Source organism: bacterium, assembly GCA_035308905.1.
Lineage (GTDB): Bacteria > Sysuimicrobiota > Sysuimicrobiia > Sysuimicrobiales > Segetimicrobiaceae > DASSJF01.
This window is the reverse complement of record DATGFS010000048.1, coordinates 207,500-225,347: the sequence shown is the minus strand read 5'-3', so window position 1 is coordinate 225,347 and position 17,848 is coordinate 207,500. Positions and strand designations below refer to the sequence as shown.

The 17,848-nt window shown below is 70.9% G+C and carries 18 protein-coding genes; 2 read left to right on the top strand and 16 right to left on the bottom strand.

The genetic code is table 11. The annotated features are described in order from the left end of the window. The 14 genes from nuoG to thyX form a co-directional block, all read right to left on the bottom strand. Positions 1-2,631, bottom strand: a complete 2,631-nt coding sequence (gene nuoG / locus VKT83_15170) for an NADH-quinone oxidoreductase subunit NuoG (GenBank protein ID HLY23804.1) — start codon at positions 2,629-2,631, stop codon at positions 1-3. Beyond that, positions 2,628-3,911 (bottom strand): NADH-quinone oxidoreductase subunit NuoF, encoded by a 1,284-nt coding sequence (nuoF, locus tag VKT83_15165; protein HLY23803.1) that lies wholly within the window; start codon positions 3,909-3,911, stop codon positions 2,628-2,630. Before nuoF ends, nuoG begins: the two co-directional genes overlap by 4 nt. Beyond that, a complete protein-coding gene (gene nuoE, locus VKT83_15160) occupies positions 3,904-4,386 on the bottom strand; it encodes an NADH-quinone oxidoreductase subunit NuoE (GenBank protein ID HLY23802.1) in 483 nt (160 codons plus the stop codon). The genes nuoF and nuoE overlap by 8 nt, the downstream gene beginning before the upstream one ends. Beyond that, positions 4,386-5,591, bottom strand: a complete 1,206-nt coding sequence (locus tag VKT83_15155) for an NADH-quinone oxidoreductase subunit D (GenBank protein ID HLY23801.1) — start codon at positions 5,589-5,591, stop codon at positions 4,386-4,388. Before VKT83_15155 ends, nuoE begins: the two co-directional genes overlap by 1 nt. After that, positions 5,588-6,154: an NADH-quinone oxidoreductase subunit C gene (locus VKT83_15150; protein ID HLY23800.1), complete on the bottom strand. Its 567-nt coding sequence runs from the start codon at positions 6,152-6,154 to the stop codon at positions 5,588-5,590. Before VKT83_15150 ends, VKT83_15155 begins: the two co-directional genes overlap by 4 nt. A 103-nt stretch (positions 6,155-6,257) precedes the next feature. After that, a complete protein-coding gene (locus VKT83_15145) occupies positions 6,258-6,743 on the bottom strand; it encodes an NADH-quinone oxidoreductase subunit B family protein (protein HLY23799.1) in 486 nt (161 codons plus the stop codon). After that, positions 6,740-7,093 carry an NADH-quinone oxidoreductase subunit A gene (locus VKT83_15140; protein ID HLY23798.1) on the bottom strand — a complete coding sequence of 118 codons (354 nt, stop codon included), beginning with the start codon at positions 7,091-7,093 and terminating at the stop codon, positions 6,740-6,742. The genes VKT83_15145 and VKT83_15140 overlap by 4 nt, the downstream gene beginning before the upstream one ends. A 131-nt stretch (positions 7,094-7,224) precedes the next feature. After that, positions 7,225-8,379, bottom strand: coding sequence for a cysteine desulfurase family protein (locus VKT83_15135; protein ID HLY23797.1), 1,155 nt, complete (start codon positions 8,377-8,379; stop codon positions 7,225-7,227). Between the two features lie 29 nt (positions 8,380-8,408). Beyond that, positions 8,409-8,843 carry a hypothetical protein gene (locus VKT83_15130; GenBank protein ID HLY23796.1) on the bottom strand — a complete coding sequence of 145 codons (435 nt, stop codon included), beginning with the start codon at positions 8,841-8,843 and terminating at the stop codon, positions 8,409-8,411. Positions 8,844-8,945: 102 nt separating this feature from the next. Further along, complete coding sequence (locus VKT83_15125; protein HLY23795.1) at positions 8,946-9,779, bottom strand: class I SAM-dependent methyltransferase; 834 nt, start codon at positions 9,777-9,779, stop codon at positions 8,946-8,948. Continuing rightward, on the bottom strand, positions 9,776-10,630 hold the full coding sequence (locus VKT83_15120; protein HLY23794.1) for a histidinol-phosphatase HisJ family protein: 855 nt from the start codon (positions 10,628-10,630) through the stop codon (positions 9,776-9,778). Before VKT83_15120 ends, VKT83_15125 begins: the two co-directional genes overlap by 4 nt. 5 nt (positions 10,631-10,635) lie before the next feature. Further along, a complete protein-coding gene (locus VKT83_15115; protein ID HLY23793.1) occupies positions 10,636-11,331 on the bottom strand; it encodes a metallophosphoesterase family protein in 696 nt (231 codons plus the stop codon). Between the two features lie 6 nt (positions 11,332-11,337). Continuing rightward, the gene (locus VKT83_15110) at positions 11,338-12,012 is read right to left on the bottom strand and encodes a CoA pyrophosphatase (protein ID HLY23792.1); all 675 of its coding nucleotides are present in this window, start codon (positions 12,010-12,012) and stop codon (positions 11,338-11,340) included. Positions 12,013-12,089: 77 nt separating this feature from the next. Continuing rightward, on the bottom strand, positions 12,090-13,037 hold the full coding sequence (gene thyX, locus VKT83_15105; protein HLY23791.1) for an FAD-dependent thymidylate synthase: 948 nt from the start codon (positions 13,035-13,037) through the stop codon (positions 12,090-12,092). A 275-nt stretch (positions 13,038-13,312) separates the two neighbouring features. Here thyX and VKT83_15100 point away from each other — a divergent pair, with 275 nt between their 5' ends. Continuing rightward, positions 13,313-13,606, top strand: a complete 294-nt coding sequence (locus VKT83_15100; protein HLY23790.1) for a ferredoxin family protein — start codon at positions 13,313-13,315, stop codon at positions 13,604-13,606. Between the two features lie 81 nt (positions 13,607-13,687). Here VKT83_15100 and VKT83_15095 read toward each other — a convergent pair whose 3' ends face one another. Together VKT83_15095 and VKT83_15090 are read right to left on the bottom strand one after the other, a co-directional pair. Next, complete coding sequence (locus VKT83_15095; protein HLY23789.1) at positions 13,688-14,749, bottom strand: GntG family PLP-dependent aldolase; 1,062 nt, start codon at positions 14,747-14,749, stop codon at positions 13,688-13,690. Between the two features lie 206 nt (positions 14,750-14,955). Beyond that, positions 14,956-15,390 carry a hypothetical protein gene (locus VKT83_15090; protein ID HLY23788.1) on the bottom strand — a complete coding sequence of 145 codons (435 nt, stop codon included), beginning with the start codon at positions 15,388-15,390 and terminating at the stop codon, positions 14,956-14,958. A gap of 131 nt (positions 15,391-15,521) precedes the next feature. On the opposite strand from VKT83_15090, the gene VKT83_15085 reads away from it, so the two are divergent. Further along, a complete protein-coding gene (locus VKT83_15085) occupies positions 15,522-17,828 on the top strand; it encodes a DEAD/DEAH box helicase (GenBank protein HLY23787.1) in 2,307 nt (768 codons plus the stop codon). Positions 17,829-17,848: the final 20 nt, after the last annotated feature.

The following is a 17,848-nucleotide window of genomic DNA, read 5'->3' as shown; positions in this document are numbered from 1 at the left end:
CTACCGCCCCGCGGGCAGCAGCGCCCGCACGGTGACCGACCCCGGCCCGCCCTCGTCGAGCAGCGTCGCGACGGGCGCCGCGTCGTACCCCCAGGGCACGTAGGCGTGCCCGGGATGCAGCCCCGGCCACACGCGCGCCGCGAGCCGCAGCGCGCCCTGGGCGGACCGCACCTCGCACAGGCCGCCGTCGGCGATCCCCAACCGTGCGGCGTCCCCGGGAGCGAGCGCCACGAATGGCTCGCCCGCCTGGCTCCGAATGCCGGGACACCGTCGGGCCGCCGTGCCGCGGTCGAACAGCCGCGTGCCCGTCACCAGGAGCAGCGCGCCGTTCGGCCCGCCGTCGCCGGAGGGGGCCGCGCCGCGCGCTCCCGCGAGCGCCGCGGCGTCCCGCGCGCGCGCCGGGATCGGCGGGGGCGCGACGCGGGCATCCTCGGACCACCCGGGGACAAGCCGCGCGATCTCAGCCGAGACGTCTTCCCACGACGAAAATGCGAACGGGTCGCCCAGCCGGGCGGCCAGCGCGGTCCAGATCTCGGAATCGGAGCGCGCCTCTCCCGGGCCGAGCACCGCCTGGTCCTGGCGCTGCACGCGTCCCTCGAGATTGCCGACGGTGCCGGCCCGCTCCGCGTAGGTGAGCACAGGGAGCACCACGTCGGCGGACGCCGCGGTCCGCGTGAGAAATGTCTCGTGAACGACGAGCAGCTCGAGCCGCTCCCGCGCGGCCTGCCACGCGCCCGCGTCGGGATATGAAGCGGCCGGATCGGCGCCGGCCGCGTACAGCATCCGCAGGGAGGCGGCGCGGGCCGCGGCCAGCATCTCCCGGACGGTGCGTCCCGGCGCGGCCGGCACCGGCCGGCCCCATACGGCTTCCACCGCCCCGCGCGCGGCCGCGTCGGCGAGCGGCCGGTAGCCCGGCAGCATATCGGGCAGCAGTCCGAGCGCCTGCGCCCCCCCGGCGTTGCCGCGGCCGCGCAGAAGGCCCACCGCGACCGCGGGCCGCGCTTCCCGAAGCGCGCCGAGCGCGGCGACTACCGCCACCCCCTCCGGCTGCTCGAGGGCGGTGCGGCCGACGAGCACGAGCGGCCGCTCCGCGGCGCCGAACAGCGCCGCCGCATCGCGCAGCGCCTCCGTGCCGGCGGCGGCGCCGTCCACGGCGCCCCCACTGAGCGCCTCGACAATCGCGGGCTCGCTCCCGCGGCGGTACGTGAACGCGCGCCGTGCCCACCGGGCGATCTCGGGCGTCCACGGGTTGGCGATCACGAGGCGGGCGCCGCGGTCGACCGCCTTCTTCACCCGCAGCCACACGATCGGATACTCCTCCGTGAGATCGCACCCGAGCAGAACGATCACGTCGGCGCGCTCCACGTCGGCGATGGGGAACCCGAGGCCCCACGGCGCCTCGGCGGCCGGATGCGGGAACGCGGTATCGTCGCGGAAGTCGATCGAGTTCGTGCCGACCACGCCGCGGAACAGGCGGGTCAACAGATACGCGTCTTCGTTCGTGCCGGACGCCCCGCCGATGACGCCGATCTGGTCGGGCGGCGTCTTGCGCAGCGCCGCCGCGATCCGGTCCAGGGCCTCGTCCCAGACGGCCTCACGCAGCCTTCCACCGTCCCGCACGAGCGGCGTGCGCAGCCGGTCGGCGGCGCCGGTAAACTCGTACCCGAAGAACCCCTTGTCGCACAGCCAGACGTCGTTGACCTCGGGATGCTCGCGCGCCCGCATCCGCGTGACGTCGTTGTCGCGCACGTCGAGCGTCGTCGCGCACCCGCAGCCGCAGTGCGGGCACACGCTCTGGGCGTGCCGGTTGTCCCACGGACGCGACCGGAACCTGTACGTGGCGCTCGTCAGCGCGCCGACCGGACAGATCGCGATCGTGTTTCCGATAAACTTGCTCTCCACCGGGTCCATGAAGGGCGTGGCGATCTGGCTGTGATACCCGCGCTCGAAGCCCTTCAACGCGTCGTCGCCGGCGATGATCTCGCCGAAGCGGACGCACCGCCAGCACAGCACGCAGCGCTCGCGGTCCAGCACCAGCGCCGGCCCCATGCGCACGTGCTTGCCGTAGGTACGCTTGGTCTCGACGAAGCGGCTCGCGCCGGGCCCGAATTTGAGCGTGTTGTCCTGGAGCGGACACTCGCCGCCCTTGTCGCAGATCGGGCAGTCCAGCGGATGGTTGACCAGGAGAAATTCGAGGATGCCCTGCTGTCCCTGTTTCACGCGCTCGGTGTTCGTGCGCACGACCATATCCTCGCCTGCCTCGAGGGTGCACGAGGTGGCGAGCTTCGGCATCTTTTCTACCTCGACGAAGCACATCCGGCACGCGCCGATCGGCGGCATGTGGTCGTGGTAGCAGAACACCGGGATCTCGATGCCGAGCTGCCGCGCGGCATGCCATACCGTCGTGCCCTTCGGGACCGCCACCGCGCGGCCGTCGATCGTCAGGTGCACCATCGGCACGGCCGGCCCCGCCCCGCCGCCCGCCCGATCCGCGGCTGGACCTCCGGCCGCGGGCGCGGCCGGAACCGGCCGCCGTGTCGCCTCGGTCCCCTGCCCGGTCGTGGGGCCGGTCCGGGGCGCCGGTGCGGCGCGCCCGCCGGCATCGGGACCGCCGCGGTCCTCGGGGCTCACGCCGGCACGCTTTCCCCGCGCCGGGAGGCCGCGGCCCCCCCGCGGCCGCCGGCCTCGATCAGCTGCACGTACTCGTCGCGGAAATACTTGAGGGACGCGCGCAGACTCGGCGGCACGCTCTCGCCGAGCAGGCAGAAGCACGTGCCCGTCATGTTGCGGCTGATGCCGTCGAGGAGGTCGAGATCTTCCATCCGGCCGCGGCCGTCGAGGATGCGCTCGAAGATCTGGCCGAGCCACACGGTGCCCTCGCGGCACGGCGTGCACTTCCCGCACGATTCATCGCGGTAGAACTCCACGGCCCGCCCGATCACCGCCGGGATGCAGGCCGTGTCGTCCATCACGATGATCGCGCTCGACCCGAGCATCGTCCCGATCTTCGCGAGCGAGTCGAAGTCCGCCGGGACGTCGAGATGCTCCGGCAGCAGGATGGCCGACGAGGAGCCGCCGGGATAGACGGCCTTGAGGGTCCGGCCCGGACGCAGGCCGCCCGAATGCTCGAAGATGATCTCGCGAAGCGAGGTCCCGATCGGCAGCTCCTTCACGCCTGGCCGCACGACGTGGCCCGATACGGAGTAAAGGATCGGCGGCCCCGCCGCCTTGTACGCCTCCGGCCCCATCGCAATGACGTGCGGGAGGTGCGCCATCGTCTCGGCGTTGTTGAGCACCGTCGGCCGGTCGTAGAGGCCGCGCACCGCGGGATAGTACGGCGGCTTCTGCCGCGGGAACGCGCGCCGGCCCTCCAGGCTCTCGAGCAGCGCGGTTTCTTCGCCGCAGATGTAGGCGCCGGCGCCGCGGTGAATCGTCAGCTCGAGGTCGAAGCCGGTGCCGAGAATGTTCGTCCCGAAGTAGCCCCGCCCGTAGGCCTCCGCGAGCGCCCGGCTCAATCGCTCAAATCCGAGGAAGAACTCGCCGCGCAGGTAGACGTAGGCGTGGTGCACGCCGTTCGCGTAAGCGGCGATGAGGCTGCCCTCGAGGATCGCGTGCGGATCGCCCTCGATCAGCGTGCGGTCCTTGAAGGTGCCGGGCTCGCCCTCGTCCGCGTTGACGACCAGATACCGCGTCTCCCCTTCGCGCTTCGGCGTGAGCTTCCACTTCCGGCCGGTCGGGAAGCCCGCGCCGCCGCGGCCCCGCAGGCCGCTCCGCTCCGCCATGTCGGTCACCTGGTCGGGCGTCAGCTCCTTGAGCGCGCGCGCCGCCGCCCGGTACCCGCCGGTGGCCAGGTACGCGTCGATGGACGCCCGCTCCGGCCCGAGGTGCCGGGTCACGATCAGCTCAGCCATCGGCACGGAGCCTCCGGACCAGATCGTCCACCCCCTCGGGTGTGACCCGCGCGACGCGGTCGGCGTCGGCGAGCAGCACCGGCGCCTCTTCGCACGCAGCCAGACACTCCGCGATTTCCAGCGAGACCACGCCGTCCGGCGTCGTCTGGCCGGCCCGGATCCCCAGCCGGTCGCACAACCGGTCCATCACCTGATCCGCGCCGTTGAGATGGCACGCGAGGTTCGTGCACACGCGGACGACGTGCCGACCGACCCGCTCGGTGTGGAACATCGAGTAGAACGTCGCGACCGCGGCGACCTCGGTGACCGGCACGCCGAGCGCCTCGGCGACGTCGGCCAGCGCCGGCTCCGGCAGGTACCCGACCTGTGCCTGCGCGGCGTGCAGGGCGGGCAGCAGCGCGGACTGCGCGCGCGCATACCGCGCGCGGGCCCGGGCGATCGCCTCGAGGGTCTCCGCGGTCAGCATCCGGGCCATCAGCGGTCGATGTCTCCGAGCACGATGTCCATGCTCGCGATCGCGACGACGAGATCGGAGAGCGGATGGCCTTCGATCATCGCCGGCAGCGTCTGCAAATTGTAGAAGGACGGCGCGCGGACGTGCGCCCGGACCGGCCTGTTGCTGCCGTCGCTCACGACGAAGTAGCCCTTCTCCCCCCGCGGCGATTCGGTCGCCACGTAGCTGTCCCCGGCCGGCGGATGAATCCCCTCGCTCACCAGCTTGAACTGATGGATCACCGCCTCCATGCTGCGCGCAAGCTCCGCCCGCGGCGGCAGCGCGATCTTGCGGTCGTCGACGATGATCGGCCCGTCCGGCAGCCGGTCGAGCACCTGTAGCGCGATCCGCCGGCTCTGGCGCATCTCCTCCATGCGCACGAGATAGCGGGCGTACGCGTCGCCTTCCGCGCGGACCGGAACGTCGAAGTCGTATTCGTCGTAGCCGCCGTACGGCAGCAGCTTCCGGCAGTCGTGCGCGATCCCCGACCCGCGGAGCACCGGCCCCGTGGCGCCGAGCGCGATCGCGTCTTCCCGCGCGAGCGGCGCCACGCCCTCGAGCCGTTCCCGCCAGATGAGGTTGTCGCTGAGAAGCCGCTCGTACTCGTCGAGCCGTCCGGGCAGACCGTCGAGGAACGTCCGCGCCGCCGCGACAAAGCCGTCCGGCAGATCCTGGGCGACGCCGCCCGGCCGGAAGTAGCCGGGCATCATGCGCTGGCCCGACAACATCTCCGACAGATCGAGGTACTTCTCCCGGTCGGTCATCGCGTACATAAACACACTGGTGACGTTCACGTCCAGCGTGCCCGCGGCGAGGAACATGAGATGGCTGCCGATCCGGTTCAACTCACACATCAAAATCCGGATTGCGCGCGCCCGCGGCGGCGGCTCGACGCCGAGCAGCCGCTCGACCGCTTGATAGAACGCCATCTCTTCGTTGTAGCTGGCGAGGTACTCGATCCGGTCGACGAGCGTGACGTTCTGGAGGTAGGTGCGCGCCTCCATCTGTTTCTCGATGCCGGTGTGGAGATACCCGATCTCCGGGGTCGCGCGCCGGATGATCTCGCCGTCGAGCTCGACGACCACGCGGAGGACGCCGTGGGTCCCCGGGTGCTGCGGCCCGACGTTGAGCGTCAGCACCTCGCCTTCGGCATGGTTCGTGCCTGTGCCGGCCGCCGTTGATTTCATGGCTGCGGGCCGCCGGGCGGCGTCGTGCCTCCCGATCCGGATCCGCTCCCCGGCGGGAAGTAAGGAATGATCGCGCTCGGCACCTTCGGCGTGTGGCCGTGAAACTCGACCGGCTCCTCGGACAGCGAATAGTCGCGCCGCAGCGGGTGGCCTTCCCAGTCGTCCGGCATGAGAATGCGCCGCAGATCGGGGTGGCCGTCGAAGACGACGCCGAACATGTCGTAGACCTCGCGCTCGGCGAAAGCGGCCGCGCGGTAGAGACCCGTCGCGGTCGGCAGGCGCGGCGGGTCGCCGTCCGCCTGCACCTTCACCGTCAGCCGGTCGGCGGAGCCGGCGCGGCCGAGCAGGTAGACGACCTCGAACCGCGGCGACGCGGGGATGCGGTCCCATGCCGTGAGATCGACCAGCATGTCGAGGCCGAGGCGGTCCCGGGCGGCGCCGAGCACGTCGAGCAGCGCGCCGACCGTCACGAAGATGATCGAGCGGCCCCGCTCTTCCCGCGGCGTCGTGAGGCCCCACGGCACGTGCGGGCGCAGCCGGTCGAGGAGCGACTCGTGATTCACGGCTTGGCGATCCATCCGGTAGTCAGTGTCGGCCGACCCTGGGCCTGCGGCGCCACCCAAGGACGCGCCGGCAACCAAGAAACCGGCGCCGCCGGCCACGATGTCATCGCAGCTGCCTCGCGGTCGCGCCGCGCGCGATCAAATTTTGGAGAAGGCCGAGGCCGTGGAGGAGCGCTTCGGGACGCGGCGGGCAGCCGGCGATGTAGACGTCCACCGGCACCACCTTGTCGACGCCCTGCACGACCGCGTAGTTGTTGTAGAGTCCGCCGGTGCTGGCGCAGTCGCCCATCGCGATGACCCACTTCGGCTCGAGCATCTGGTCGTAGATGTGCCGCAGGACCGGCGCCATCTTCTGACTGACGCGGCCGGCCACGATCATCAGATCGGCCTGCCGGGGCGAGGCACGGAACAGCTCTGACCCGTACCGCGCGATGTCGAAGCGCGAGGCGGCGCTCGCAATCATCTCGATCGCGCAGCAGGCCAGGCCGAACTGAACCGGCCACACGGAGCCCGCGCGCGCCCAATTGAGCACCCGGTCGACGGTCGTCGTGAGGACGTTCCGCTCGACGTCGCGCTCCGACTGGATCACTCCCACTCGAGGGCCCCCCGCTTCAGGACGTAGAGATAGCCGACTGCGAGCAGCCCGAGGAACGTGAACATCTCGGCGATTCCGGCGGGCCCCAGCTCCCGGACCAAGACCGCCCACGGATAGACAAAGACGATCTCGACGTCGAACAGGATGAAGAGCATCGCAATGAGATAGTAGCGTACGGGGACGCGGCGGCGGGCGCTGCCGGCCGGCCACACCCCGGCTTCATACGGCAGGCCTTTCTGCAGCGTCGCGCGCCGGCCTCCGACCGCCATGTGGAGCCCCATCAGCGTGCCGGCGAGGAGAAGCGCGAGCGCGAAGTGCACCAGAACGGGGATATAGCCCGACATCGATGTGCCCCTCTGGAAGAGAACGCTGTGAGCGGCGCGCCCGACGACGCTCAAAGTTCATAATTGCAGAAGCGCTAAGGTGTGTCAACGCGGCCTCAGGCGGCGAGGCCGGACTGCGTCCCGGGCGCGGCCTACGCGGCCTGCCGGAGCTGCGCCACTACCGTTCGCAGCGTCGCCAGCGCCTCGTCGATCTCAACGGTCGTGGTGGGACGGCCGAGCGTAAGGCGCACCGCGGACATCGCGCGTTCCGCCGGCACCCCGAGCGCGCTCAACACGTGCGACGCTTCGAGGGTCCCGGACGAGCACGCCGACCCCGCGCTCACCGCGACGCCGCGGAGGTCGAGGGCGATGACGAGCGACTGGCTGTCGGTGCCCTCGACGGACAGGTTGACGTTGTTGGGCAGCCGGCGCGCAGGATCGCCGTTCAGCACGACGCCCGGAATCGCCAACGCCCCCGCGATCAGGCGGTCGCGCAGCGCGGTGAGCCGCTCGGCTTCATCGTCCATCTCGACGCCGGCGATGCGCAGCGCCGCCCCCAGGCCGACGATGCCCGGCACGTTTTCCGTGCCGCCGCGCCGTCCCCGCTCGTGCCCGCCTCCGCGCTGCAGCGGAACGAGCGGCGTCCCGGTGCGCACGTACAGCGCGCCGACGCCTTTCGGTCCGTACCGCTTGTGTCCGGAGAGCGACAGGAGATCGACGCGCAGGTCGTCGACGCGCGCCGGCAGGGCGCCGACCCACTGCGTGGCGTCCGAGTGAAACGGCACGCCGTGCTCGCGCGCGATTGTCCCGATTTCCGCGAGCGGCTGCAGCGTACCGATCTCGTTGTTGGCGGCCATGATCGAGATGAGCGACGTGTCCGGCCGCACGGCCCGGCGGACGTCGTCGGGGTCCACGATGCCCGAAGACCCGACCGGGACGACGGTCAGCTCGTAGCCGCGCTCCTGAAGGACGTGGCACGCTTCAAGGACCGCATGGTGCTCGATCGCGGACGTGATGATGTGCCGGCCACGGGGCGCACCGCCCCGCGCAGACGGGGCCGAGCCGACGCCGACGACCGCCAGATTGTCCGCTTCGGTGGCGCCGCTGGTAAACACGATCTCGCCCGGACGCGCGCCGAGGAGCGAGGCCACCTCGACGCGGGCGCGGTCGACCGCGGCGCGCGCCTCCTGGCCAAACCCGTGCAGACTGCTCGCGTTGCCGGGGTGCTCGGTGAAGTACGGCAGCATCGCCTGGAGCACGCGCAGGTCTACCGGCGTCGTGGCCGCGTAGTCGAGGTACACCCTCATGCGGTCGTTCTCCGCGGGGTGGTCCGCCGTCAGTGCGGCGCGCGGCGCTCGCGCCGGCGGGCGCTTCGCGGAAGGCCGACGATCACGATGCTGCGCCGGGCCCGGCGGCGCCGCCCGGTGGCCCGCGCGCGGCCTCTTGCCCGGTCTGGCGCAGGACCTCCGGCCGCGTCTGGGCCTGCGGGCGTCTTCGGCTCACGCCCTAGGCCCAGGGCCAAAGATGCGCCTCCTGCGCGCGGCGACGGGACGGCACGCATGCCCTGGAACGCCGCGGGGGTGCCTCCTCGGCCCGAGGCCTGATGGACGGCGCGCTGGAGGATCTCCACTTCCGCCCAGGAGTAACGCCGCGGACGCCGGTCGGCGCCCGGCAGCAGCGCCGCGTCCCAGCGCCGCAACGAGGCGGGCGACAGCCCGATCATGTCGGCGACGACGCGCGGTTGCAGCAGCGGTGCGGTGAGATGGCCCATAGCAAACCACGCCCCCAACGATGAGCGATGTACCGGCTAGTATACCAGGAACGCCCGATCGGGCGGGGATGTTCGGCGTTAAGATGTTGTTATGCTTTGATGTTAGGGCTTTCGCGCGGCCACGATCCCCCAGCGGTGGATGAATCGCACGGCGTCGCCGTCGAGGGACGCGTTCATGCCGGCGCGGTCGTCCGGGAGCGTCTCCAGCAGCCGGCCGCGGACCAGCGCCGCACGGTCCGGCGGCGTGTGGGCCAGGCGCAGCCACTCGCCCAACTCCCGGCCCGTCGCCCCCGCGGCGCGGCCGGTGACGGTCAAGCCCTCGCCGGCGAGCAGCCCCTCGATCTCTCGCGCGCTGTGCATCTTCATGTGCGCGGGATCGCGCAGCCGCTCGATCTCGTTCTGCAGCGCCCGCGCGCCGTCGTCGTCCGCGCCGACGAGGTCGCCGATGATCACCCGTCCGCCCGACCCGACGACGCGCACCATCTCCCGCACGACCACGCGCGGCTCGCCGAAGTGGTGCAGCGCGTAGGTGGTCACCGCGAGAGAAAATACCCCGTCCCGAAACGGCAGGTGCTCCGCGGCGCCCCGGACCAGCGACACCGCCCCGACGGGCGTAGAGGTGGAGAGATCCCGAAGCCGGCGCCGCGCCTGCTCCAGCATCGCGGCGGTGACATCGACCCCGGCCGCGTGCCGCACGAAAGGCGCCAGCGTCGCGAGCACCGCTCCCGGGCCGCAGGCGACGTCGAGCGCCCGGTCGTCCGGAGCCGGCGCCGCCAGGCGGAGCAGCGCCGCGTTCTCGTCGCGCCGCTCGGCGACCGAACTCGACGAATACGCGCGCGCCGTGGCGGTGAACCGCGCTTCGTTCAGGCGGCGGGCGAGAGCCGCCGCGTCGCCGCCCTCGTCTTCGCCGCGGCCGCTCCCGCGCGGAGCGCTCACGGCAGCGGCACCATCGTGCGCTGCCGCCCGGCGAACGTCGCCACCTCGCCGTACCCCGCGGCATGCGCCAGCGCGGCGGCGCGGTCGAAGTCCCGGCCGACATCCTCGGGCGTGTGCGCATCGGAGTTGATGAGCGTCGGGACGCCGGCCCGGCGGCAGGCGGCCAGAAACGCCGGCGCCGGATACAACTCGCCCACCGGCTTCCGCAGCCCGGCGGTGTTGATCTCCGCGCACACGCCGGCGCGGCCAAAGGCCTCCGCGGCCGCCTCGTACTGGTCGAGGATGTCCGCGGCGGGACGGTACCCGCACACCTTGATCACGTCCGCATGTCCGATGAAGTCGAAGAAGCGCGTACCGGCCGCCGCGGCGATCAGCGCAAAGTACTGCCGGTAGGCGTCGAGCACGTCGCGGCGCGTCCACTCCTCGGCGCGCGACAGGTCGTCGAAGCCCCACCACATCCCGCCGCGCTCTTCCGGCGGGATCCAGTGCACCGACCCGATCGCGTAGTCCCAGGGATAGAGGCCCATCAACCGCTCGAGCTCGCGCTCGTAGCCGGGCAGGTAGTCCCATTCGAGCGCGACCTTCACCGGCAGCCCCGCCTTGCGGGCCGCCTCGACGAGCCGCAGGTAGTCGTCGAGCGATTCGGTGCACTGCTCGTCAACCCACCCCGACACCGCGTCGCGCGGCGGATACATGGCGCGGCACTCGCGAAACCTGTGCGGGTGCTCGCTGAAGCCGATCTCGGTGAGCCCGCGCGATCGCGCCGTCTCGACGAAGCGCTCCAGCCACTCGAGCGTCCAGGGACCGCGTTCGAGGTGGATGTGGTAATCCGGGCGCGCGTTCGGGGCCATCGCCGTCACAGGCGGGCGGTGCGCACGCGGCGCGCAAAGGTTTCCGCGTCCGGATGATCGCTCGTCAGCAGGTCCTGGGCGGCCCCCTCGCGATCGTACTCGGTGCGCACGATCTCGGCCCGCCACGCCCCGCGCTCGAGCGTCAGGACCGCCCACGCCGGCCGCGGATCGCCGTCGAACGGAAACCCGACGCTGCCGGCGTTCACGATCAGCCCGCCGGCCACCTCACGAATATAGGCGCGGTGAATGTGCCCGTAGACCAGCGTCCGTGTCTCCGCCTGTTCGAACGCGCGTGTCACGGTCGCCGCCGGCGACGCGGGGTCGATCATGTCGGTGGTCGACCAGGGCGTCGCGTGCACCAGCACCAGCGGCGGTCCGCCGGGCGGCTCGATCCGCCGCAGCCGCGGTAGTGCACGGAGCCAGTCCACCTGCTCCGGCGTGAGCCGCGTCCGGGCCCAGGCCGCGACGGCGCCGACCGCCCCCTCGGGCGAGGCCGCGACCATCTCATCCGTGTTGCCGATCACCGCCGGGTAACCGGTCTCGATCAGCCGCTCCACGGCCTCCCGGGGGCGCGGGCCGCCGAACGCAAAGTCGCCGCCGTTCAGGATGCGGTCGAAGGGCCCGCGGGCGCCGATGTCCGCCAGCACCGCCTCGAGGGCGGCCGCGTTCCCGTGTACGTCCGAGAAGATCGCGACCCGCATTGTCTCCTACCGGGCGCTGCCCGCCTGGACCAGCGGCACGTCGAAGACCGCTTCAAGAAACCGCGCCACAATCCGCCCCGTGGCGCCCCAGATCACGCTGGACCCTGCCTGATAATAGTACATCACGACGCTGTCGCCGCGCGGCCGGCGATACAACTCCGCCCGCACGTTGCGCGGATCGAGGAGCGTGCGCAACGTCACGACGATCACGGCGTGCACCTCGTCCTCGCTGACGCGCAGGCGCGCCGGATACGGCAGCGCCGCCACGAACGGCGACACCATGAACCCGGAAATGGCCGCCTCCTCGTCGTCGAGCCCGCCGAGCACCCGCACGTCGGACGGAGGGACGCCGATCTCCTCATGCGTTTCGCGGAGCGCGCCCGCGAGCGGCTCCTCGCCGTTGTCGAGCGCGCCCCCTGGAAACGAGATCTGCCCTTTGTGATGTTCGACCTGATCGGTGCGCTGGGTCAGGACGAGCGCCGGCCCGGCTTGTGTCACGACGAGCGGCAGCAGCACCGCGGCGCGCCGCAGGCCCGCGCCGAGCGGCGAGATCTGGCGGGGACGGTCGAGCACGGTGCGGATGTGCCGGTACAGGGATTCGGGATCGGACAACAGCGCATCCACTCCCGGCTTCGCGGGGCGTTCCGGCCGCGCGCCGGAATCGGGGTTCGGAATCACCATATCCTCCTTCATAACGGGGACGACGCCATGATACCACGGACGCCGCCGAACGAGAAAGGACGCGTTCGAACGCGCGATCAGGCCCAGGGCGCCGTGAGACCGAGCGCGGCGAGCTTTGCTTCGAGCTCCGCGCGTTCGCGATTGCGCGCGAGACTCCCGTCCTTGCGCCGCGCGAGCAGGCCGTGCCGTTCCGCGGCGGCGATCGCGCCGGCGCGGTCGTTCATGTTGAGCAGGCGGATCAACTCGGCTTCGATGCCGGAGAGGTGCAGCGCCCGGCGCCGGTAGTCGAGAAAGGCCTCCCACACGATCGGCACCCACGCGGCGACGATCTCCTCGCCGATCACGCGGGCGTAGGTCCGGATCTCCTCCTGCGCGTGATCGTCCATGCGCAGATCGAGGAAGTGGAGCAGGTTGTGCAGGTTGATCTTCCAGTACGCCTCGGTGTACGTGGACAGCGGCAGGTCTTTGCGGGCCTGTTCGCGCGCGACGCCGGCGGCGAGCCGTTCCTCGTAGACGCGCCGGGCCTCGTCCTGGAGCGCGCGCTCAGCGGCGGACAGCTTCTCCCCGATCTCGACCGGCAGCGTGCCGCTGCTGCCCTGGCGGTTGAGCGCCGACTGCGCGCGCCACCGGTCGGGCGGCGTCTGCTGCGTCGCGTCGATGGCGACGGAATAGCGAGTGCTGTACTCGTTCGTCGAGCTAGTTCTATGTCGGATCCACTGCCGCCATGTATCCATCGGCACGCGTACGTGGAACTTGATGTCACACATTTCGTAAGGGGTCGAGTGTCTGTGACGCATCAAATAACGGATCAGACCGCGGTCCTGATGGATCTGCTTAGTCCCGGCGCCGTAGGAGATGCGCGCGGCCTGCACAACCGCGGTATCGTCGCCCATGTAGTCGAGCACGCGGACGAAGCCGTCATCGAGAACTTTGAATGGCCGGCCGAGGATCGCGTCGAGCGCCGGCACCCGCGTGCGTGGGATTTGCTCCGGGATGGCCCGATTGTCGGACCCGGCATCAAACATTGCGTCGGTGACACGGGAGTTGTCGGATCCTGGCATGAGGTCGCGGCTCTTGGCGGAATCCGAAGTCATGTGGGTTTGTCTGTTTCCCGCCGCATCGGAAGAGCGTTGGCTCCCCTTGTTCGACGCAACACGGATGAACCCTTGGGCCCGGCCGGCAGGAATCCATTCCAACTGACTCACTACCTCCCGGCAACCCTGGAGGACATTGCGGAAACCTCGGGGTATAATTGGGGTCGGCAACGGGAGTCCCCGAGGGAGAGAAGGAGGCACGTAGGATGACCTACACGATCACCGAGCCCTGCATCAACGTCAAAGACCGTTCGTGCGTGGAAGTCTGCCCGGTGGACTGCATCCACCCCAAGACGGACGAGGATCAGGGCGAAGTGATGCTCTACATCCACCCGGACGAGTGCATCGACTGCGGGGCGTGCGAGTCGGTGTGTCCGGTGACGGCGATCTTCGCCGAAGCGGACGTACCCGACCAGTGGAAGAACTTCAACGAGATCAACGCCGACTATTTCAAGATGAGCAAGGAAGAGTTCGCGGCCAAGCACGGCCGCAACCCCTAAATCTCTCCGGGCGGCTGAACGACGCGGGCCCGGCGGCCACAGCCGCCGGGCCCGAACCGTTTCCGCCGATGCCGGACGCCCTTAGCCGCCGGGCGCTCCCGCCTTCACCTTGCCGAGCGTCGCCTGCGCGATCGCAACCGCGCGCTCCACGTCCGCGCGCGAGACGTCGAGATGCGTGACCGCGCGGATCCGCGTCTTCGAGGTCGCGCCCATCCGCACGCCGGCGTCGGCGAGGCGCTTCGCCACCTCGGGCGCCGTCATCCCGAGGCCCGTGACGTCGAAAAACACGAGGTTGGTCTCGGTATGCTCGACGTCGATGCGGATGCCCGGGATCTCCGCGAGCCCGCGCGCCAGGATCTTGGCGTTGGCGTGGTCCTCGGCAAGCCGGTCGACGTTGTGGTCGAGGGCGTACAGCCCGGCCGCGGCGATGATCCCGGCCTGCCGCATCGCGCCGCCGAAGAGATGCTTGTAGCGCCTCGCCTCCTTGGCGAACTCGCGGTCGCCCGCCACGAGCGCGCCGACGGGACAGCCGAGGCCCTTCGTGAGGCAGAACGTCACCGAATCGTACCCTTTCGTCTGCTCGGCGGCCGGCACGCCGGACGCCGCGACCGCGTTCATGAGCCGGGCCCCGTCCATGTGCGTGCGGAGGTTGTGCCGCCGCGCCGCCTCGGCGACCTCGCGGAGCCGTGCGACCGGCCACACCGTGCCGCCGCCGCCGTTGGAGGTTTGCTCGACCGAAACGAGCCGGGTGCGCTGGCAGTGCGGGTCGTCCTTGCGGATCGCCTCCTCGACGTCGCGGCCGGCAAACACGCCGCGCTCGCCGGTGACCGTATAGATCATGACGCCGGAAAGCAGCGCCGGACCGCCGGCTTCGGCGTTCACGATGTGCGCGGTCCGGTCGATGACCACCTCGTCGCCGGGCTTGGTGTGGACCTTGACCGCGATCTCGTTCGCCATCGTCGCCGACGGGAGATACCAGGCCTGCTCCTTGCCGAGGAGCGCCGCGACGCGCTCCTGAAGCGCGTTGACCGATGGGTCTTCGAGTTTCTGCTCGTCGCCCACGGGGGCGCGCAGCATGAACTCGCGCATCCCTTCGGACGGTCTGGTCGCGGTGTCGCTTGAAAGGTCGATGAACGTGCCCAAACGCCTTACCTCCTCGGTGTGGGACGGTGGTTCGCGGGCGCCGTGCCGCTCTTTGAGCCGGAGCCGCTCCTCTTACGCAACAATTGGACTATTGTTTCTTTGTCGGCGTTCTTCCTGTCTGTTAGAATACGCGCCAAGGAGCGGCACATGCCGCCGCTCCGATCCGCGCAAGACATCGCGGCGCCGCCCGCCCAGGGGGCGCGCGGTCAACGCTCGTGCCAGAGGGTTTGGGGCTTCAGGTTGCGGGAGATGCCGAGCTGACCCGCCATCAATGTCGTCCAGGAGAGGAATCCCTCGATCATCATCAGGGCTTCGTCTTCGACCTCATCGGGGTCGAGCGTCTGATGCACGTTACCCAGATGGTCGCCGATGCCGCTGCAGAACGCGCGAACGTCGCGGAGCAGCTCGACGGAGACGTGGCGCGCCTCCGGCCCGATGACCTTCGACCGGCACGAGGCGGCGCGCAGCCGCGCGGTTTGCGCGCTGGACCAGTCGACGAGATTATCGAGAACGTAGACGGCTTCGCCCGGGCCGCGCTCAACCACCACCGCCACGAATCCCTGACAGGCGCGCCAGACCTGGCGTATCAGGCTTGCCAGAAAACGTTTTTCGTCGGCGGAAAAGCCGGTCTGCCTGGCCACTGTATCCTCTCGAGCGGAACCCCGTGTCCCGTGGACCGCCGTGCGGCGGACTCCGCGGGTTTCCCTGCGATGAACGCGCGTGCCTGCGTTTCGACGCCGCAAAATCGCCCTCCTGTGCCGGGCGCCCGACAGTGAGGGGAATCGCGGAGATTCTCCGCGACCTGGGCGAGCCGCCGGCCGCGCCCTTTGCACCGGCGCCCTTCCAACAAGCCGCGCTCGACGCGTTGGGGCGCGGCGACGTCCTCGTGTCCGCGCCGACCGGCAGCGGCAAGACCTGGATCGCGGAACAGGAAATCGCCCGGCTGCTCGACCCGTCCGGGACCGGGACGCCGCGGGTTTGGTACACGACGCCGCTCAAGGCGCTGTCCAACCAAAAATTTCGCCGGTTCCAGGCAATGTACGGCGAGGACCGCGTCGGGCTCCTCACCGGCGAGCGCCGGCTGAACGCGCGCGCGCCCGTCCTCGTCGCCACGACGGAGATCTTGAGGAACGCGCTCTACGGGGACGACCGCGGCCTCTCCGACGTCGTCGTACTCGACGAGGCGCACTATCTCGCCGATCCCGAGCGCGGCACCGCGTGGGAGGAGATCCTGCTGCTGGCCGCGCCCGCGACGCGCCTCTTGCTGCTTTCGGCGACTATTCCGAACGCCGCGCAGCTGGCCGACTGGATGGCCACGGTCCGCGGGCGGCGGCCCGAGGTCATCACGCTGGAGACGCGCCCGGTGCCGCTCGAATATCTGCTCGCCGACGGCGACGGGCGGCTTCATCCACCCGATCCGGCCCGGATCCGCACTCGCCGGCGGCACCCGCAGTGGCTTGCGACCGTCACCGACGGACTGGTCCGGAACCGGCTCACACCGGCGATCCTTTTCTTTCCCAGCCGCCGCGAATGCGACGAATCGGCGCGCCGGCTCGGCACGCACGTCACGCCCGGCGAGCCCGAGCGCGCCCGGCGTATCGAGCAGTGGGTCCGGCGCGTGCCGCAACTGGCGGGCCACCCGCTCCTTCCAGGCCTGCGGCGAAGCGGGGTCGCCGCCCACCACGCCGGACACCTCACCGGGTGGCGAATGTGCGTGGAAGAGCTCCTCGAAGCGGGGCTTGTGCGCTTCGTCTGCGCGACCACCACCCTCGCGGCCGGTCTCGACGTTCCCGCCCGCACCGTCGTGCTCTCCACCCTCCACCGCCACGGGCCGGCCGGGCCGGAATCGCTCACCGCGACGGAGTTTCATCAGATGACGGGCCGCGCGGGCCGGCGCGGCCGTGACACGCTCGGGATCACGGTCATCGTCGCCCCGATCCCCGACGACGCGGAGGAAGGTCTTGTACTTTCGGACGCCGCGCCCGAGCCGATCCGCTCGGCGTTTGCGGCGAGCGACGCGCAGGTCCTCAACCTGCTCTCGCGGTCCAGCCTGCCGAAGGCCGAGGGCATTGTGCGCCGGTCGTTCGCCGCGTACGCGCGCGCCCCGGAAGTGGACGCGATCCGGCGGCACCTCGCCGCCTTTCCCCAAGACCCGCTGACGGAACGGCCGTGCGGCGATCGACTCGCGACGCGGCACCGGTTCGAGGATCTGCTGCGGCGCCTTCGGCGCGCGCGGCACGGTCCCGACGCGACGGCCGAGCTCACCCGGCTAGGCGAGGAGCTCGTCACCATGCCGTGCACGGGCTGCCGCGTGACGGAACGCTGCCTTGCGAGTCTGCCCGACCTGCGCGCCGTCGAGCACGAGCGGCAGGCGCTCGAACGGGAACTCGCGGCGCTGAAGGATCGGGAAGTCGAGCCGTTTCGGCGGCGCGCCGGCGTTCTGCGGGCGCACGGATATCTCGACGCGGAATACCGGCCCACGGCCTGGGGCCGCGTCGCGGCGCGCATCCGCCACCCTCGCATGATCGTGCTCGCGGAAGCGCTGCGCGCCGGGGCCCTTCCCGACGATCCGGCGGCACTCGCCGCGGTCGGCGGCGCGCTCGGCACGGAGCGTCCGGCACCCGTCCGAACGCGTATCGGCCGGGTCGATTCGGGGTTCCATCGCCGCGGTGATCGCTACCGCCGTCCTCCCGCCTTCCATGCGGATCGTCGCCCGTCGGGGGTTCAGGTTCCCCCGGCCTCGCGGGGCGCGCTCATGACGCTGCGCCGGATCGTCGCGCGGTTCAACGAAGACTTCAAGGAAGCGAACCTGCCCCTCGATCCGCTCGAGGCCGAATTCGCCGGAGAGGGCCACGAGCCGCCGGCCGCCGTTTGGCGCGCCGCGGTTGTCGCCGCGTGGGCGTCCGGGCGCGCCTGGGCAGAGGTGACGCGCACGTTTGAGATTGCCGAAGGCGACCTGCAGCGGCTCGCGTGGCAGGCCGCCGAGATCCTGATGCAGATCGAAGACGTGCCGGACTCGCCGCTGGCCGCGGCCGCGCGGGTCGGGCGAGAGGCCATCTTGCGCACACCGGTTGAGTAGGGAGCGGGGAACGAGAACGG

Coding starts and splice junctions, on each gene's coding strand:
- VKT83_15115 (HLY23793.1), bottom strand. CDS start 11,331: ATGCGGGTCGCGATCTTCTCGGACGTACACGGGAACGCGGCCGCCCTC.
- VKT83_15130 (HLY23796.1), bottom strand. CDS start 8,843: ATGGGCCATCTCACCGCACCGCTGCTGCAACCGCGCGTCGTCGCCGAC.
- VKT83_15110 (HLY23792.1), bottom strand. CDS start 12,012: ATGGTGATTCCGAACCCCGATTCCGGCGCGCGGCCGGAACGCCCCGCG.
- nuoF (HLY23803.1), bottom strand. CDS start 3,911: ATGGCTGAGCTGATCGTGACCCGGCACCTCGGGCCGGAGCGGGCGTCC.
- VKT83_15100 (HLY23790.1), top strand. CDS start 13,313: ATGACCTACACGATCACCGAGCCCTGCATCAACGTCAAAGACCGTTCG.
- VKT83_15135 (HLY23797.1), bottom strand. CDS start 8,379: ATGAGGGTGTACCTCGACTACGCGGCCACGACGCCGGTAGACCTGCGC.
- VKT83_15140 (HLY23798.1), bottom strand. CDS start 7,093: ATGTCGGGCTATATCCCCGTTCTGGTGCACTTCGCGCTCGCGCTTCTC.
- VKT83_15120 (HLY23794.1), bottom strand. CDS start 10,630: ATGGCCCCGAACGCGCGCCCGGATTACCACATCCACCTCGAACGCGGT.
- thyX (HLY23791.1), bottom strand. CDS start 13,037: ATGTTTGATGCCGGGTCCGACAATCGGGCCATCCCGGAGCAAATCCCA.
- nuoE (HLY23802.1), bottom strand. CDS start 4,386: ATGGCCCGGATGCTGACCGCGGAGACCCTCGAGGCGATCGCCCGGGCC.
- VKT83_15155 (HLY23801.1), bottom strand. CDS start 5,591: ATGAAATCAACGGCGGCCGGCACAGGCACGAACCATGCCGAAGGCGAG.